At 42.4% G+C, this 15935-nt stretch carries 16 protein-coding genes; 2 read left to right on the top strand and 14 right to left on the bottom strand.

Features of this window, described 5'->3' with window-relative positions; genetic code table 11:
• Positions 1–189: 189 nt before the first annotated feature.
• From BC351_RS14830 to BC351_RS14775, 12 genes are all read right to left on the bottom strand, one after another.
• A complete protein-coding gene (locus BC351_RS14830) occupies positions 190–1839 on the bottom strand; it encodes a DUF4091 domain-containing protein (protein ID WP_079413279.1) in 1650 nt (549 codons plus the stop codon).
• A 229-nt stretch (positions 1840–2068) separates the two neighbouring features.
• On the bottom strand, positions 2069–3082 hold the full coding sequence (locus BC351_RS14825; RefSeq protein WP_079413277.1) for a serine hydrolase domain-containing protein: 1014 nt from the start codon (positions 3080–3082) through the stop codon (positions 2069–2071).
• 64 nt (positions 3083–3146) lie between these two features.
• Positions 3147–3788 (bottom strand): S-layer homology domain-containing protein, encoded by a 642-nt coding sequence (locus BC351_RS14820; RefSeq protein ID WP_079413275.1) that lies wholly within the window; start codon positions 3786–3788, stop codon positions 3147–3149.
• A gap of 75 nt (positions 3789–3863) precedes the next feature.
• Positions 3864–4361 (bottom strand): GNAT family N-acetyltransferase, encoded by a 498-nt coding sequence (locus tag BC351_RS14815; RefSeq protein WP_079413273.1) that lies wholly within the window; start codon positions 4359–4361, stop codon positions 3864–3866.
• Positions 4362–4378: 17 nt separating this feature from the next.
• Positions 4379–4840, bottom strand: coding sequence for a hypothetical protein (locus BC351_RS14810; RefSeq protein ID WP_079413271.1), 462 nt, complete (start codon positions 4838–4840; stop codon positions 4379–4381).
• A 131-nt stretch (positions 4841–4971) separates the two neighbouring features.
• Positions 4972–5850 carry an aminoglycoside phosphotransferase family protein gene (locus tag BC351_RS14805; protein ID WP_079413269.1) on the bottom strand — a complete coding sequence of 293 codons (879 nt, stop codon included), beginning with the start codon at positions 5848–5850 and terminating at the stop codon, positions 4972–4974.
• 64 nt (positions 5851–5914) lie between these two features.
• Positions 5915–6220: a hypothetical protein gene (locus BC351_RS14800; RefSeq protein ID WP_144028399.1), complete on the bottom strand. Its 306-nt coding sequence runs from the start codon at positions 6218–6220 to the stop codon at positions 5915–5917.
• Between the two features lie 352 nt (positions 6221–6572).
• Complete coding sequence (locus tag BC351_RS14795; protein WP_244208998.1) at positions 6573–7322, bottom strand: NADAR family protein; 750 nt, start codon at positions 7320–7322, stop codon at positions 6573–6575.
• A gap of 1085 nt (positions 7323–8407) precedes the next feature.
• Entirely contained in the window at positions 8408–9298 is an 891-nt protein-coding gene (locus BC351_RS14790) for a GNAT family N-acetyltransferase (protein WP_079413265.1), read from the bottom strand.
• A gap of 91 nt (positions 9299–9389) precedes the next feature.
• Positions 9390–10097, bottom strand: a complete 708-nt coding sequence (locus BC351_RS14785; protein WP_079413263.1) for an aspartate/glutamate racemase family protein — start codon at positions 10095–10097, stop codon at positions 9390–9392.
• An 84-nt stretch (positions 10098–10181) separates the two neighbouring features.
• The gene (locus BC351_RS14780) at positions 10182–10865 is read right to left on the bottom strand and encodes a TetR/AcrR family transcriptional regulator (protein ID WP_079413262.1); all 684 of its coding nucleotides are present in this window, start codon (positions 10863–10865) and stop codon (positions 10182–10184) included.
• 35 nt (positions 10866–10900) lie between these two features.
• The gene (locus BC351_RS14775) at positions 10901–12082 is read right to left on the bottom strand and encodes an FAD-dependent oxidoreductase (RefSeq protein ID WP_079413260.1); all 1182 of its coding nucleotides are present in this window, start codon (positions 12080–12082) and stop codon (positions 10901–10903) included.
• 602 nt (positions 12083–12684) lie between these two features.
• On the opposite strand from BC351_RS14775, the gene BC351_RS14770 reads away from it, so the two are divergent.
• The gene (locus tag BC351_RS14770; protein WP_167388024.1) at positions 12685–13122 is read left to right on the top strand and encodes a MarR family winged helix-turn-helix transcriptional regulator; all 438 of its coding nucleotides are present in this window, start codon (positions 12685–12687) and stop codon (positions 13120–13122) included.
• A 110-nt stretch (positions 13123–13232) separates the two neighbouring features.
• Here BC351_RS14770 and BC351_RS14765 read toward each other — a convergent pair whose 3' ends face one another.
• Positions 13233–14045 carry a hypothetical protein gene (locus BC351_RS14765; RefSeq protein WP_144028398.1) on the bottom strand — a complete coding sequence of 271 codons (813 nt, stop codon included), beginning with the start codon at positions 14043–14045 and terminating at the stop codon, positions 13233–13235.
• 447 nt (positions 14046–14492) lie between these two features.
• Between BC351_RS14765 and BC351_RS41585 the strand changes: the two genes are divergently transcribed.
• Complete coding sequence (locus tag BC351_RS41585; RefSeq protein ID WP_144028397.1) at positions 14493–14705, top strand: hypothetical protein; 213 nt, start codon at positions 14493–14495, stop codon at positions 14703–14705.
• A gap of 388 nt (positions 14706–15093) precedes the next feature.
• Here the strand turns inward: BC351_RS41585 and BC351_RS14755 are convergent, their stop codons facing one another.
• Entirely contained in the window at positions 15094–15918 is an 825-nt protein-coding gene (locus BC351_RS14755; RefSeq protein ID WP_079413252.1) for an AraC family transcriptional regulator, read from the bottom strand.
• Positions 15919–15935 lie beyond the last annotated feature (17 nt).

Raw genomic sequence — 15935 nt, 5'->3', positions numbered from 1 at the left:
AGCCTGCGATTATGCAGGCTTTTTGAGCTTTTCCCTCCTGAAATCGAGAAAAGGTGTCGAAAGGATGCATAATCGCAGGCTTTTCAGCATTTTGCTTCTACCAGAGACGAAAAGGATGCATATTCGCAGGAATTTTGCGAAATATGTGGACCTCAGGAAAAGGATAACCCTCAGATTTGGTCTTAGTTATTAACTGCTGTACGAGTGAATCGTCTGGTTAATCCAAGCTCTTTTGGCTAGAAGCCAATCCGCTTCACGCGGATAACATTTGAACGTGATGGGCTCGTCAAGCCCTTCTTCCAAACCGCTAATGACCCGTTCCCGGCCAATAAGACTTTCTAGCAGCTGCAGAGCCCTGAGATCCTGCAAAGCCTCTTGCATAACCTTGAGCCTAATTGACTCGATCGGGCCATGCTCACCCGGATAGACTATGAAGGCATCCCCAGAAGGAAATGCTGCTTCTGCATCCGTTGTACGGTAGGGATCAATTTCCTTCCGAGCATACTGGGAATACCAGAAGTTATATCCCCAATGTAAAAATCCAGTAATCTGATACTTGTACAGTTGAATACCTAAGATTCGATTACGAGCCGACGGCATGCTGAAGAAACGATTCGCAACCTCTTTATATTGGGCGCAGCAATAGTACGCCCATAGCGGGCTTACTTCATGCTCTAGGAATTTGTCTAAATGATCCGTCGCAGCAATTGGCGTTTTGACCAGTCCATTGACATAGAAATCGTAATTCGAGAGAGCGTCTGTAATTGGAAAATCGTTTAACAAGCTGCCCACCATCTCACTGGCCTTTCGATAGGATTCCAGCTGATCCAGAGATGGTTCGTCAGAGATATGGAAATAGCTGCGATCTTTGATCCCTTTGAATTCGATCCATTCCCTTAACGCAGGTAAAAATTGCTGGAGGAACGAACGATATTCATCACTTGAAGCTTCTGTTTCCCAGCCGAAAATGGGTGTCATTTCCCCATTTGCCAAGGCTACAATTTTGGGAGCATGCTGCGCACCCCATTGGGTGAATAAATGCGAGAACTCGAAATAAGCGACGCCTTCCTCGTTACACATATCAACCCAGCGGCTCAGCTTATCGAAACCGAAGGCATACGTGTCTGGCGCAATTACCTCAACGTCAACCAATTGAACAGTCGGTCTCTCCCCGCCAACCTGTGTATCAAGAGGCGGTGTGAAGAGTGGTGTGAGGAGCATATTCATGCCGTTGTTGACGGCTGTTTGTACATAACTGCGGATGAGCTCCCAGTGGCGTTCACTAAAGATCTCTTCCTTGTAATGACTAGCGAGGCAATCCACATGGAACCACTCCGTATGAATGAGTGTTTGATCTGGAAGGGATTGAGACATTACTTCCAGCTCTAATTGCTCTTCTCCAAGTACGAGACCTGTTTCGGACTCCAATCTGATTCCGATTGGATATTGGCCTGGCTGCCCTTCCGAATCGATAGTGATCCAAACACTGCGCCACTGTCCTGGGAATGCCGTTAATCCTTCTTCTGTGATAGGATATAACGGGTCTGGATACAGCCCTGGAGTTGATCGAATGACATGCTCATCATGATCAGGATAAACAGGCAATTCCGACGGAACGACCCCAACACTTCGTACCTCTACTTTCAAACTACTATCAACCGTTGTATGTACTTTGACTTGTTTCAAAAGCTTCTCCGAACGAAAAGCCATCTGGAAGGAAAACGTCTCATTCCTGAGTATCGAACCACTCGCTAACGGCGAATCTGCTAGATTTTCATCTGGAAATACTTTAGACAACGAGCTTAAAAGGCGTGTTTCGAATTTATGTTCATCTTTCATGGGGTTTCAGCTCCTTATGTACACTCATCGCTAGGCATGACAGCTTGATGTTCGATTATCTAGTTACTTTTTATCGGCGAATCGTTTGAGGATCGTAATCGTATTATAATGCATCCCCTCATGATATAAGGAATAACTTAAGAATTCGCCGCTGCTGGTTTGGTACCTTTTGCAAATAATCGATAATAACTTTCTTGTAGTTGCATTGGCACTATGGGGAGAATATGTATCAGTGTTTCGAGTTGTTGGAAATACATTTGCAAACAAGGTTGCCAAAGGTTTGTATGTCTTTTATATAGTCATATTCGGGAGGATTACGCTCCACCTGATTCAACATTTTTACTGCCACAACCTTGTACTCAGGAATAACCAAGACAGTGTTGCCATATAACCCAAGTGACTGATAAGCATTCTTGGGGAGTTGATGTCCTAGTTCAGAGAATGATTGAGGTTTATCCTGTATCCACCAAAAATATCCATTCCGAGGTAATGTCTCGCTAAGTTCTGCAGGTGAAACAATCGAACTAACCTGCTCGAAAATTGCGCTGGGAATAATTTGCCTACCATTAACTTTACCTTTTGCCAAAAGAATATAACCCCAATAAGCTAGTTCTTTCGTACTTACAAACAAATTCGCATCATTGCCTTGATTATCCTTATAGACTTCATCCAGCCATACTAATTTATCCGATTTCTCTTGCACCCAACCTGATTCCGTAAATCCGTAAGGTTTAAACAGTCTTTCCTCTATTACCTCAGCAAGCGTTTGTGCAAAAACCTTATTTACAATCTTTATAAGTAAATTAACACCTGTGTTGTTATACTTCCAGCCTGTTCCTGGAGGAAAAATCCTTATTAACGGATGATCACTTCCTTGAAGACCATGGGTATGTGTTAGCAAATGACGTATCTTAGTATCCTTTAGTAAAAGTTCATCCAAATCTTCTAAATAATCAATTACATATTCATCTAAACTTTCAATTCTTCCCTCGTAAAGTGCAACGCTCACTGCGAAACCTAAAAATGTTTTACGGATTGATGCAATATTAAATCTAGATTGGATATCAATCTTTCGACTGTCTATTGTTTTGTCGTGAAACCCCGAATACCATTCATTAACAACACAATCATCTTGAATGATATACGTGGATGCAGCTGATGCAGAAATCATATTTCTTATCTTTAGGACATACTCATTTAATTCGTTAAATGCGTTATTCGACGCACCAACTGGTAATTGCATCCTAGTACCACCAATTCATCTAAAAATACATTTCTCATTTCACTCATAATGAATCTACTTAATATCAATATCTAACCGTAAAATCATTCAATCCGAGAAGGACCATTTGACGTGTAATTGGAAGCGAACCGTGGTAGGCCCCCTCAGAACGTAGATATGGAAAAAGCTGCAAAGCCAATGCCACATACCCTTTTGCATAGGCGGATACCGTTTGATCGGTCACATCCTGCGTTTGTTTGGCCTCTGCCTCTATACCGAGACTACGAACTAAAAAAACAGCAAACTGCTCCTTGGTCACCTCTCCAGCAGGGTCGAACCGATCAATATCTGTGCCGTTGGTAACTCCTGCTTGGCGAAGCGCTTCAATGTAAGGCAGACTATACCCATAAATTAAATCATCAGCTTTCACATCTTTGTAGCTAGAAGTTTTCACTTCTGGGTCGATTTCTACTCCTATTGAAAGAGCCACTATTTTGGCAAATTCAGCACGGGTGATCGTTTCATTTAGACCGAACCAATTTTCCGACACCCCCTGTATTAAACCTGCAGATAACCATTTGTCTATTTTCAATTTTGTTTTAACATCCATATCTTTAAGATCTGTGAAATCCACTGAGGTTTTGATCATACCAGCATGAACCTCTATCTCTGTTATTGATAAAATGTATAGAACACACATGAAGATCAGCAGTGATTTCTTCCGCATTATTCTCCCTCCTATTTTACCTAAGATAGATGGCACTCTCTTATGCTTGTTCTTTTTTCTATAGAACCACTAAGACTAGATACCCTCTGAAAAGCCTGGAGACGCAAGTACGACAGATGTCTCGATCTGTCTCTCCGGTACGTCCCAATATTTCTGAAGCAAGCTTTTCTTCTCGTCCGCACGTACAAGTTCAAAGCCATTCTTAACATAAAACGAGATTGCCCAAGATGCGGCTTCCCAAGTGCCAATAAGGATAGGCTTATCCGTATGCTTCGTAATATGAGTCAACAATTTGGATCCAATACCGCCTTGCCGCTGAGCTGTTCGGATATAGGCATGTCGAATCAAAGCTACTTCACCTTTATCCTGAATTCCCATAACCCCACACAGCTCTCCCTGATCCTCAAATCCCCAAAAGATGACTCCGTCCTCAATTTCTTGAACGAGTTTATCTTTGCTCATATAAGGCTCATGATACCGATCTTCCGGAATAATCCCCTGATAAGCCGTTGCCGCATCGTTAATAATCTGATAAATAGATTCCTCATCCTTCTTTTCACACAAACGAATCATTGTTCACTTCTCCTAATCTATGGATTTTTCAGTTCTTCTTTAAACCAAGTCTGGTACGCATCCATATTCTCTTGAGACTTATCAGAGGCATCGGACGTTTTGAAGTATCTGGCAAAATAAGCATGTTTCTCTGGTTGATCGCCTGTATCACTAGTGACAATTAGATGAATTTCGGATACCTCTAACCCCCATTTAACGGATTTGGCTATTTCATTCATATTGTCAATGGTAGTGAACGCTTTTACTTGTAACAAAATAGAGTCGAGTATTTCATTACTAGGTACTTCTTTCAAGTTAATTTCAATAAACAGATCAGGGCGAGTAAACGTAAACTTAACATTTTCAATTGTTTTGGAAATTTGTTTCAATTCTTTTGTTAACGATTGGGTTGATTTCGTATGGACGGTGTGGGTAACGCTGCACCCCATTATCACCGTAACAAGAAAATACGCTAAAAATCGAAGTGTAATTTTGATCATACCACCTAAGATCTCCTACTCATATGACCATCTCAAATTGCCGATGCCTCCCGTATAAGCCATTATATCCTTGGGTATTGAGGGCGTAAAGCAAGTTTTGAAACCGTTTTACTAAAACCTTCCCCCCATATTCATCCTTGCTTTTTCGTGAGCAAATTCCAATCCTTTAGATAGTCATTTTTTGCAAGTAAACCTTTGACCCTTTTCATCGTATTTGGTCCCATAGGCGTACCGCCAATTCGATTCAATAAGAGCCATCTGAGGTATGCCAGAGCTTCAAAAATTTCAAGCTCCTCCAGTTTAATATTATTTTCTAATAAATAAGCATTTCTAAACGCAACGGCATAACGCTCTGTCACATATATCATCTTAAGAATAAACGACCAAGCAAAATCATATCTTCGGTCCCCTAATTGTCCATTCGTCCAATCTATTACGGTGTACCGCTCGTTTTCCTCTACAATGTTTCTTAAATGGAAATCACCATGAATAATTGTATCATGTCTAATATTCGCCATCTGAATTAGATGAACTAATAACTGATATAGATCTGAATGATCTTCGATCCGAGGATAAAAATACGCCTGGAAATCATATTTTGGAACCTGTATCTTCTCAATTTCTACAATATCAATTTTATGTATTTGGGACAGTATTTTCGCAATGACCGCCATTTTCTTTGCATTCACTTTAAGAACAGGCATTCCATTAAAAGATGTTGCCAACACCTGATCTGCGTTTGGATTTATCCCCCACCCAATTGGCATAGAAACGGGTACCCCTCGGTCATGAAGAGCATTCAATAAATGAAATTGAAACCTTATATCCGGTTTAGAACTCTTACTCCAAACTTTTAATACAAAACTCTCATTCTCTGAATTTATCTTCACGACTTCTGCCTCAAATCCTTGCTCTATCGGCTGAAGCGTTAACATGGTTTGTTGATTTAATAAAACATCCATCATTTCATGTTTCTCTACCCAGTCCACATTCGTAAGAGGATTTACCAAGAGTTTTCTTCCTTTCAGTTGAATACTGGTCAATGATTTGATGATGCTGCAGAACTGCGAACACCTAGAGTGAGTTTAGTTGTCCGTCTAAGTAGTTCCCTATTTGCAGTATCCAAGCTCCACCTTTGGGATCATTTGCTGTCACAAAACAGCCACTCCAAATATCCCAGCCTATAGTAATCGTTACTTCGTCTTTAACTAAATCCATGAATACTTGTTCAAATCCTATCAATGGATCGGCATGAGTAAACTGAAATACCTCCACTACAACAATAGCTATCTTGAAGATAAATGAAGCTTCTACATCAAATATTTCGTATGAATCGTACCCTTTTGATGTTTTATAAAATTTCCCCTTCAGTTCTTTCACGAAATCATCTCTCTCATAATTCAATCCAAATATCAAAACCTTATCTTTTGCTGGTTTCAAATTTGAAACCTAAATAGATTACTATTAGCTGCTATTTATTATAGCATCAATTTACAAATTCAGGATATTGTTCTGCTGATATCAGAAACCACTTTATTTTTATAAGATACTTTTTTATAAAATATATTGAATTCTTCATCATGCGACTTTTATTCCAACCGTGAAATAATCGCAAAAATATCATGTAATTCTGGTTGGGTATTATTTCATCATCGCCACTAGGTTGTGTATGAATAAAGGTTTACGTTTCGTCAGATAACCGCTCATTACCTAACGCCAGACCAGTTATGTATCAATTGTTATTTCTATCTTGAATTCTATTTTTTAGTGCCTCTCTAACTCTGCTAGCCTCAGCCCACTCTCCTGGCGGTGTAAAGTATTCATCATATTCTTTTAAAGCTTCTGGCGACTGTTTTATTCTCCATTCCCATAAGTACATTAAATAATCTTCACCTGCTCCCATTCTCCAGCCAATGCTGAACGGATGAATATCGGGAAAAGCAATCCATTGGGGAAGGAAAAATTCAGGCACATATCCTTCTAAGCTGTTTCTTATTTCCATTAGCAATTTTCCTAGCATGTTTTGACCTTGACCGTTACCACCGTCTCCCCAGTAGGCATCATTGGTCGTATGTTCAACAATTGTACAATCTCCTGTAGACAGAAGGATCGATTTTATACAGGGATGTTGTTCAACTTTAGCAGTTAGTGCTTCTTGCATGATTTGAACCTTGCAATTTTCCCAATCTTTGCGAAGATGTTTATTTCTATACTGCCCTAATCTTAAAGCGTCCAAAGGCGTGCTAGCGAGTCGAACCTCTTCCTCATATTTAGTTCCTACAAATTTTTGGGCTTGAACATAGTGCTCTGTAGTTACCCACTCTTTGTTATTTAGCATTATCGGATACTTTGCAAAGTTCGAAAAACAACCATATGGCTTATTTGTTTCGTAAAACCTAATAAACCGTTCCTCGGGCTTGAGTTCTTTCATTTTCTTTCTATTTTCTTCAATCATTTTTTTTATTTTATCTGGAATTATCAAAATATCCGACCTTTCTATACCTTAAAGTAATTTCACTTCATGATAAAACTCAATGAACTAATTTGAAGTTCATTAAAAGAAGGTGTCAAAGTCTACGAATAAAACATCATCTAGTGCACTAAGAACTTTTTGAAGAATTATTTGAAGCACTTGATAATCTCCTCCCCAAATGATATGAATCGGAATTCCAGTGTTACCTTAGTTGCGGTAAAAGTTGTTCCAACACACAGATACTTTCATCTAATTATACCATATACTGGAATTTCATAGAGCCGATGTCGAATTGGTGTTTATGGCATATTCATAATTTATCGGTACAGTAATTCCTTTTTTGTTGTATGTTGATTCGTCAATAAAACTCCACTTGGCCGCGCAACACCACACCAAAACTTGAGATTATACAGAGGCGGACTAGTATTTTTATATAGTTTAATTAATCATATTAAATGAGCATGTAAGGTATCCGTATCACCTACAAAAAAATCTGACGCGCCCTAGGTATAGCTTCTCCGCGTGGATTGTGCTCTCTATTACTTTGTCAAGGCTCCTAGCCATTTCTGGCTATGACGGTTAATCTGGGTATTGTGACCTAGCTTTTAACACCTCCCACTAAACCTTTAATCGGATCGATTATTTAAGCTCAGATGTTTCCACCATTTTCACGTTAGTAAATTCAATTGATTACCAAATCTTGTGTATCCAATAAGCAATCCATATGGCTCACACTACCCAAAGCCTGCAAAAGTACAGGCTTTTTCCTCGAAATCGCGTGAAAAGCAAGAAAGCCTGCAATTATGCAGGCTTTCTAAGCTTTTCCATCTTAAAATCCAAAAAAGACCATAAAAGCATGCATTATCGCAGGAATTTTATGTTTCTGGCCATCCGAAGAACAAAGAGATGCATAATCGCAGGAATTTGCAAAGTATGAGTCCCAACCGAGCCCCCCACCAAAGCACAAAAAAGAGGCTAACCTCAAGTAGCTTTCTACTAGCTTTCTACTAACTTTCTACTTATAGAACACTAGCTTCTACTTGTGAAACAACCTCTCCAGTACATCATCCCCGCGCTAAGTTCAAATCCCCAGCTCACGCATCCTGCATATTTCGTATCATCAGCACTTGTTCAAAATTAGTTGTGAAACCCAGTTTCTCCATCATCTCTATCAGCAGCAGATTCGATTTGCGAAGGTTGAGTGTTGTCCGTTTGCCAACATAATCTAGCGGCGCAAACAGTTCACTAAGTGCAGCTTTGTAAATCTGCTCAGCATCTTCCCGCTCAGGATGCGCTTCACATTGATAGAGCGTAATCGCGGACATGTTGCCCTCTTTATCAAAACTACGCTTAAACAAGGCGTAGCCTACCGGCTGGCTCCCTTGTTTAATAATTAAAGATTCACCATCTTTGATACTGGGCCACTGTGTTTGCCAAGCCGATATTCCACGAGAAAAATCCAGCCCGGCTGCATCACGAGCCAATTCTCTCGAAATGGTGAAAGGGTGTGCATGAGTTTGCGCCAAAATCGTATCAGTCATGGATCCCGAGTGCTGCAAAAGAAGCAAATGATCCGAAATTTCATATCCTGCTTGTTGATATAATCGAATCGCCGGTTCATTCTGAACTAATGCTTCGAGTGTTGCAATTCCCACCCCTTGCTCGCGATACAGCTCTAAATTTCTGGCCATGAGCGCTTTACCAATCCCCTTCCCTCTGAAGGCTGGGGCAATACCTGTCCCTCCATTCCATGCCAGTTTCTTTCCGGCTATATCGCGAAATCCATTCATAACGAACCCTGCCGGCTCCCCATCGACCATAATGACAAGCGAATTTTCTAAAGATATCCCCTCATTCACTGTCCTTGTCATTAATACATCAATCGTCATTTCCATCCGTATAAAATAACCTTCAAATCCTAAGTTCCAAATGCGGACAATGTCCTCAATGGAAAGCTCGCTTAATTTTCGATATGTAATTGTCATAGTAAGTATCCTTTCATCAGTCTTATGAGAAACGGCTTTTAAAGGTAAAAAAGATCCACAGCTCCAAGCTGCGAATCTAAGTTGTGCAGGATCAAATACAATTGTCTGTTCTTAGCGCAAAATCCACGGCATATTCAGCATGGATTCGCGTTGTATCGAATAGCGGCACGCGGCAATCCTGTTGAGAGATTAAAAGGGTGATTTCAGTGCAGCCAAGGATAACGGCTTCTGCTCCATCCTCGACAAGACTTTGAATAATCGCTAAAAAGGACTGTTTAGAACTTTCTTTTTGAATCCCAAGACAAAGTTCCTCGTAGATAACATCATGGACTGTCTTCCTTGCTGCTTCGTTCGGAACGATAACCGTAAGTCCAAATTTATCCATAAGTCTGCCTTTGTAGAAATCCTGTTCCATCGTAAAAGCGGTGCCGAGCAATGCGACTTTTTGGATTCCACTTTGAACAATCTCAGTTGCTGTAGCATCAGCGATATGAAGCAAGGGTATCGATACCGCTTCTTCTACTTCTTTTGCCATTTTGTGCATCGTATTTGTGCAGATGACAATGAAATCTGAGCCGCCAGATGCCAGCTTTTGAGCAGAATCAATCATTATGCTGGTGGCTTCATCCCATTTCCCTTCCTGTTGAAGCGTCTTGATCTCGTGGAAATCTACCGAATACATCAGACTTTTGGCAGAATGGTGCCCGCCTAATTTCTCTTTTACCCGCTGATTGATGATTTGGTAATAAAGCAAGGAGGACTCCCAGCTCATGCCACCTAATAGGCCAATCGTTTTCATTGGTAAACACCTCTGCCAGGAAGCGGATTGAGAATCAATTTCCACTGAGAAATGCCCGCTTCCTCGTCTGCCCTTCTTTCCGACTTATATCCCGAATTTACTTTGCCTTTGTAAAATCCCTTGAAGGATCGCTTCGAGCCCCCAACGGAAGCGTTCTTCTCCATCGGAAGTAATCAACTCCGATTGCAAACTCGCTATCATCGGATATTGCTTATCGTTAAGCGATCGGTAAGAAGCTGAGATAGCCTGAAGTGTTGTTCCATTCTCAGCACGTGAAGCTTGTTCAAAGGCAACGGAAGAAGCATAGAGCATTAATAGATCTAGCCCCCACGCCGCGGAAGTTGAGTGAATTCCGGCTTCATGCAAACGTTCAAGAATATACTCCGTCAGCGCTAGGGAATGGGGACCGATTGGTATCGTGTTCAGCGCAAGTCCCGCGACACCTGGGAATTCCATAAGAACAGTTAGATAAGAGTGTAGGGTCTCATAAAGTCTAATCTCCCAGGATACTCCTTCCTCATTCGATAACACGACACTCTCCATACCCGCGTCCAATACAAAAGCGCTTAATTCCTGATGATTGGTGACATATACGTATAGTGATGAGGGGCCGGTATCCAAAGCTTTGGCGATTTTACGCATGCTCAGCCCAGAAGAGCCTTCGCTCTTCAATAATTCCAGGGCGGTCTTCACAATGATATCTTTGCTTAGCGGTTCCTTGGCAGGCCGCGAACGACGACTAATAATGGTTCGAGTTGGATTATTCATAATTCCCTTATATCATGCTAGCAAGAATTAGTAAATCACTGGTTCGATGTTTCATTAAAATGTGCCTGATACTGGTTCATCAGATCCTTCAATTTAGCCGCGGCATCATCGGAGAAGATCAGCTTAAGATTCGCTTCGGATTCCCCTGCGGATTGGGATGAATAGACGTACATTTTTTTCTCGTAAGCTTCAATAGCCTGGTTGACATCATCATGTTGAATGATAGATAATGCTAGCTCCGCAGCGTCCAACATTGCTAAGTTCACGCCTTCTCCGGCAAATGGAGACATGAGATGCGCGGCATCCCCGATTAATGTGACACCCGGTTTATGCGTCCATTGGAGACCGACAGGCAGCATATAGATACGTCTTGGAAGCAGGGGACCATCCGCATAACGGATATAATTCTTTAATGATTCATCCCAATCCGCAAAATGTTCCAGCAGCTGCTGTTTAGCCGCCTCAGTCTGATCAAACGGTATGCCACAAGTGTCCAACCACTCTTTTTCAATTTCAAAAGACAAATAAACACAGATGCGGCCGTCTCCATTCAGCTGACCTAATATTCCTTTATGATCGGCAAGGGCAAACATTTTCCCGCGACTATTGAGAGCGATGATCTCTGGATGAGCGATAGCAGCATTTTCAATATACATTTCAACCATGCTCAGACCGCTATATGCAGGCACTGAATCCGTAAGAAGCGGACGTATGCGGGAGAAAGCGCCATCTGCCGCCACAACAAGATCAACGGTATCCACATGTCCATTCTCAAAATGAAGTTCATGCTGGCCATTATCCAGCGGAATCGCCTTGATTAAATTGTGTCCCCAGTGGATGAATGCAGGGTCGATTGAGCTTAAAAGCAGTTCACGCAGAGTGCCGCGATCGATTTCTGGACGATCTCCTTCACTTGACTCAGCTCCCTCGTCCAAATAGACTTTGCCGGTTTTATCCATAAGTCGGAATTCTTGCCCTTCATATCGAGCGAGTGTCTCGAATTGATCAATTAAACCTGCTTCTCTTAGCGCCTTTTGCCCAGAATCGTGATGGATATCCAATGACCCGCCTTGCTTGCGGCTATCGGGGGATGTTTCGCGTTCATAGACAACTGTTTTCACCCCATGCTGCTGCAAAATCCGCGCCAATGTCAGACCTCCAGGACCTGCCCCTACGATTGCGATGCCTTGTTCTTTTTTTGCTTTTGCGTTTGTCATCATGATAACCACCTTCGGAATTAGATTTGAAATGACTTGCTCTATTTATACCACAACGAACACTGTTCGTAAAGAACTGTGTTCGTTTATATCGAAAATGAGTTACCAAGTTTATTTTACGCAATTTTTGGTTTCAATATGTACGGGCAGCTAAGCGCGGCTTGCAGCACATATTGACCAGCGGCACCACCAAATAACCGCCGCTTCATGCATCCTTTTCCCTGCTCAAAATAAGCTGAGTCCAGACATTTAATAAATTTTTGAATAAATTGGTTCTCTTTATCCTTTTGGAATTCATTTCAGTCGCATTTGCTTGGTAAATACCCAATTAACTGGCAGGATGAAGCAGCATAAGGGCTATCCTTGTGCTGCTTTTTTGCATGTCACGGGAGCCTATCACTACTCCATTCGTTGTACATCTTATTAGGCTTTGTGTTATGCTTTACCCATATCATTCTTACAATGACTGCAACCAAAGCGATGCCTTACGCGGCTCGTAAACATATAAATTACCACCCGAGGTATTATTCAAGGAGGTTTGTCTTCTGTCTAGCCATCAACAAGATCCAACTTCAGATCCCAAGGAGCATTTTGTCTCGTTCATGCGCGGTCTAGGAACCCGTACTGTGTTGTACCAGGAAAGTGTCGCCGCCTCTCTCGGTCTGTACAATCATGATTTCATTTCGGTGGATATCCTGCACGAGAAAGGTCCAATTACGGCCGGGGAGCTGTCCAAATTAACCGGACTTGCTACGGGCAGCGTGACCGCATTAATTGATCGACTTGAGAAAATCGGATACGTTCGCAGGCAAAATGACCCGAAAGACCGACGCAAAGTGATCATTGTCCCTGTGTATGAGCAAAAAGAGGAAGTCAGCAATACGTACCTCCCGCTTCACACAGCAATGATGAAGTTAGCTTCCACCTATTCAGCGGAAGAGCTTGAGCTCATCACCCAATTCTTAGGGAAAGCAAGCACAGTCTTAGAAGAGCAGATTGAACACCTCAACACGTCGAGAAACAAAAAAGCTACAACCTGAGCTGCCTACATAAAAGGACGATATCCCAAAAGTCGAAAGACTTCGGGATACCGTCCTTTTTCACTGTTAAGCCATCATTCATTCTTAATCAACATGCAGCCTATTTGGCCTTATTCCGCATAGTGGCGGAAGTTGACACTGATACGGTTGGAGCCTACATCAAGAATATGCAGCGCTGCGCCATTCGAAGTTGGCAGTACCGCAATGCCTTGTGCTTCCGTACCGCTGGACAAGTTGCGGTTGAATGCAAGCGCTACGCTGCCATTGTCTGGATCAATCGTATAGACAGATTGCGTGCCGTTGTCCGTAGAAGCATATAGCTGACCGTTGTACACTTCTGCTCCCTGGATACGATCAATACTTTGAGTCAAAGGAACAGTTTTGATGAAATGCATATCATCAAGGCTAAACACATTTAAATTGCTGGCATTGCTCCATTGAGCTGTGTACACTTGACCGCGTTGAGCGTCAACCGCGACCCAAGGGACACCGCCTGGATGCAAGTTCAACGGAAGTGCGTAGGAAGTCCCTGTGTATTGAAGCGTTTGTGCGTCAAAGAGGGCAATGAAAGGATGCTGATAGTTTGAACCGTCTTCAATCGGTGCATAGATTTTACCATTGTAATAGCTAATATCGCCAATGTGATTGCCGCCTTGATTGGAGATTGCCGTAGGAATAGCCAAAGCGTTGCGAGCTTGAACCGTTTTGCCGTCAATGCTTGTGCGAAGTAAACCAGTATTCGAATTGAAGATCCAGCCTGTCCCATCAGAGGTAACACCTTGTCCACGTTCCAATGCATCGAGCAGCCAATACGTTTGATTGGATACTTGGTGCCAGGACGCAGCCGATGCAACACTCGCGAGTGAGCCTAAGAGCAGAGTAGTTGCCGCCAACATCGAGATTTTCTTTACCAATTTCATCATTCATTCCTCCTTAGAATTGTAAACTTAACTCTTCTATAGCTTAATTCTTTTCCAGCATTCCTTATTGAACAAAACGCGTAATTCATTGAACAAAAACGTCGCCATTTGTGTAGCTTTTTTAAAGGCGCATAGTAAGGGTGTCATAAAGAGGAATGTTTTTAAAACCCATTGAATGCTTGGATTGATCGGCTGCCTAAGCTGTTTGGTTGTAGTTGTAGTTGTAGTTGTAGTTGTAGTTGTCGTTGTCGTTGTCGTTGTCGTTGTAGCTGTAGCTCTAGCTCTAGCTCTAGCTCTAGCTCTAGCTCTAGCTGTGGCTATAGCGACAGTAGCTGGCTGTAACTGTAGCTGTAGTTATAGTTATAGTTATGGCTGTAGTTGTAGTTATGGCTGTGGCTATATAGCTGTAGTTGTGACTGTAGCTGGCTGTAGCTGTAGTTGTGACTGAATATGAATATGAATATGTTTCTGTTTCTGTTTCTGTTTCTGTTTCTGTTTCTGTTTCTGTTTCTGTTTCTGTTTCTGTTTCTGGTTCTGATTCTGGTTCTGGTTCTGGTTCTGCACATGTTTCTTTATCTAGTCACTGTAGCTGCAACTGTACCTGTGACCCAATTGCTTTCAGGCGCTACCCGCCGAATCATTTCAAATTCACCGACTAGTTGATCATTTCAGAAATACCTGCGATAATGCATCTTTTTCTTGCTGGTTTAGCCCTCTGACACTGAATTCCTGCGATAATGCATCTTTTATGAACCATTTCATGTTTAAAAGAAGAAAAAGCTAAAAAAGCCTGCATAATCGCAGGTTTTCTAGCTTTTTCAGTCCTTTTACTCGTAAATTCCTGCACTTTCGCAGGTTTTCTCAGTCGGGTTTAACAGCCTCCATGTGGTGGCGACACAACCCGCGCCCAAGATCCGCGCGCATGGGTTGATCCTTGTACATCGCTCGAAGGATAATCAGGAAGCCAACACGATATAGAAGGAGCAGAACAGTTCGTTCATCCCCTTCTACCACCTAATTAGCTCACACAACGAGCCAATCCCCCCCGCTCTCATCGCCTAGAGATGAGCTCATTCGCATACTGCATGGGCGTTATGCCAGTCAATCGCTTAAACAGCCTTGTGAAATGGCCTTGATCGGCAAACCCGGCCTGAATGGCAATAGCTTTCAAGCTCTCTTTGCCATATTGGAGCAGCACCTTGGAGCGCTCCACCCGCAACCGGATAAAATATTGATGAGGCGTATATCCGGTTTGCTTTTTGAACAGACGGATCAAATGAGGCGAACTTACATTAGCTACCGAAGCTAATTCCGTCAGTTCGAGATCTGAATCCAGATGCTCGCGCATGTACTGGATGACTTCTGCTATTTGTTGATGCGTCGATCGGTTAGGAGCATTATCGAGCGGAGCCATCAAAGCATAATGCTGGAGCAAATGGAGAACTGTCATTGTAGCTAAAGAATCGCGATACAGGGTGCCATGGACACCCCCATTTCTGACCTCCTCCAGCATCCAGCTGCCGAGCTGCCAGAGCTTCGCATCCTGCACATAGGCTTTGTGCTTGATTTCAACAGCCCCTATTTGACCGTACCCCGACTCATAGGCAATGGTATCGAGGAAGGAAGGAACAATCTGGATGATGAAGAGTGAGAAACCGTGCTGTATCAACCTAGACGGGTAACCGTGTGGACATATATGAAGCTCGCCGCTTTCAGGCGTACCATCGGAGCAGCCGTATATCGTCACGACTTGCTTGCAGTCAGCCTCTGCATTCGCTTCATCCATGTCCATGAAATGGGCAGGAACGCTTTGCCAATAGAAGAAACGTACGTTGTCCCAGCCCAACTTTTCGCTAGAAATGATAGGAAGCTTCAAATTGATCACCTATTTTC

Source organism: Paenibacillus ferrarius (assembly GCF_002027705.1).
Classification (GTDB): Bacteria; Bacillota; Bacilli; order Paenibacillales; family NBRC-103111; genus Paenibacillus_E; species Paenibacillus_E ferrarius.
This window is presented reverse-complemented; position numbering and strand designations above follow the sequence as displayed.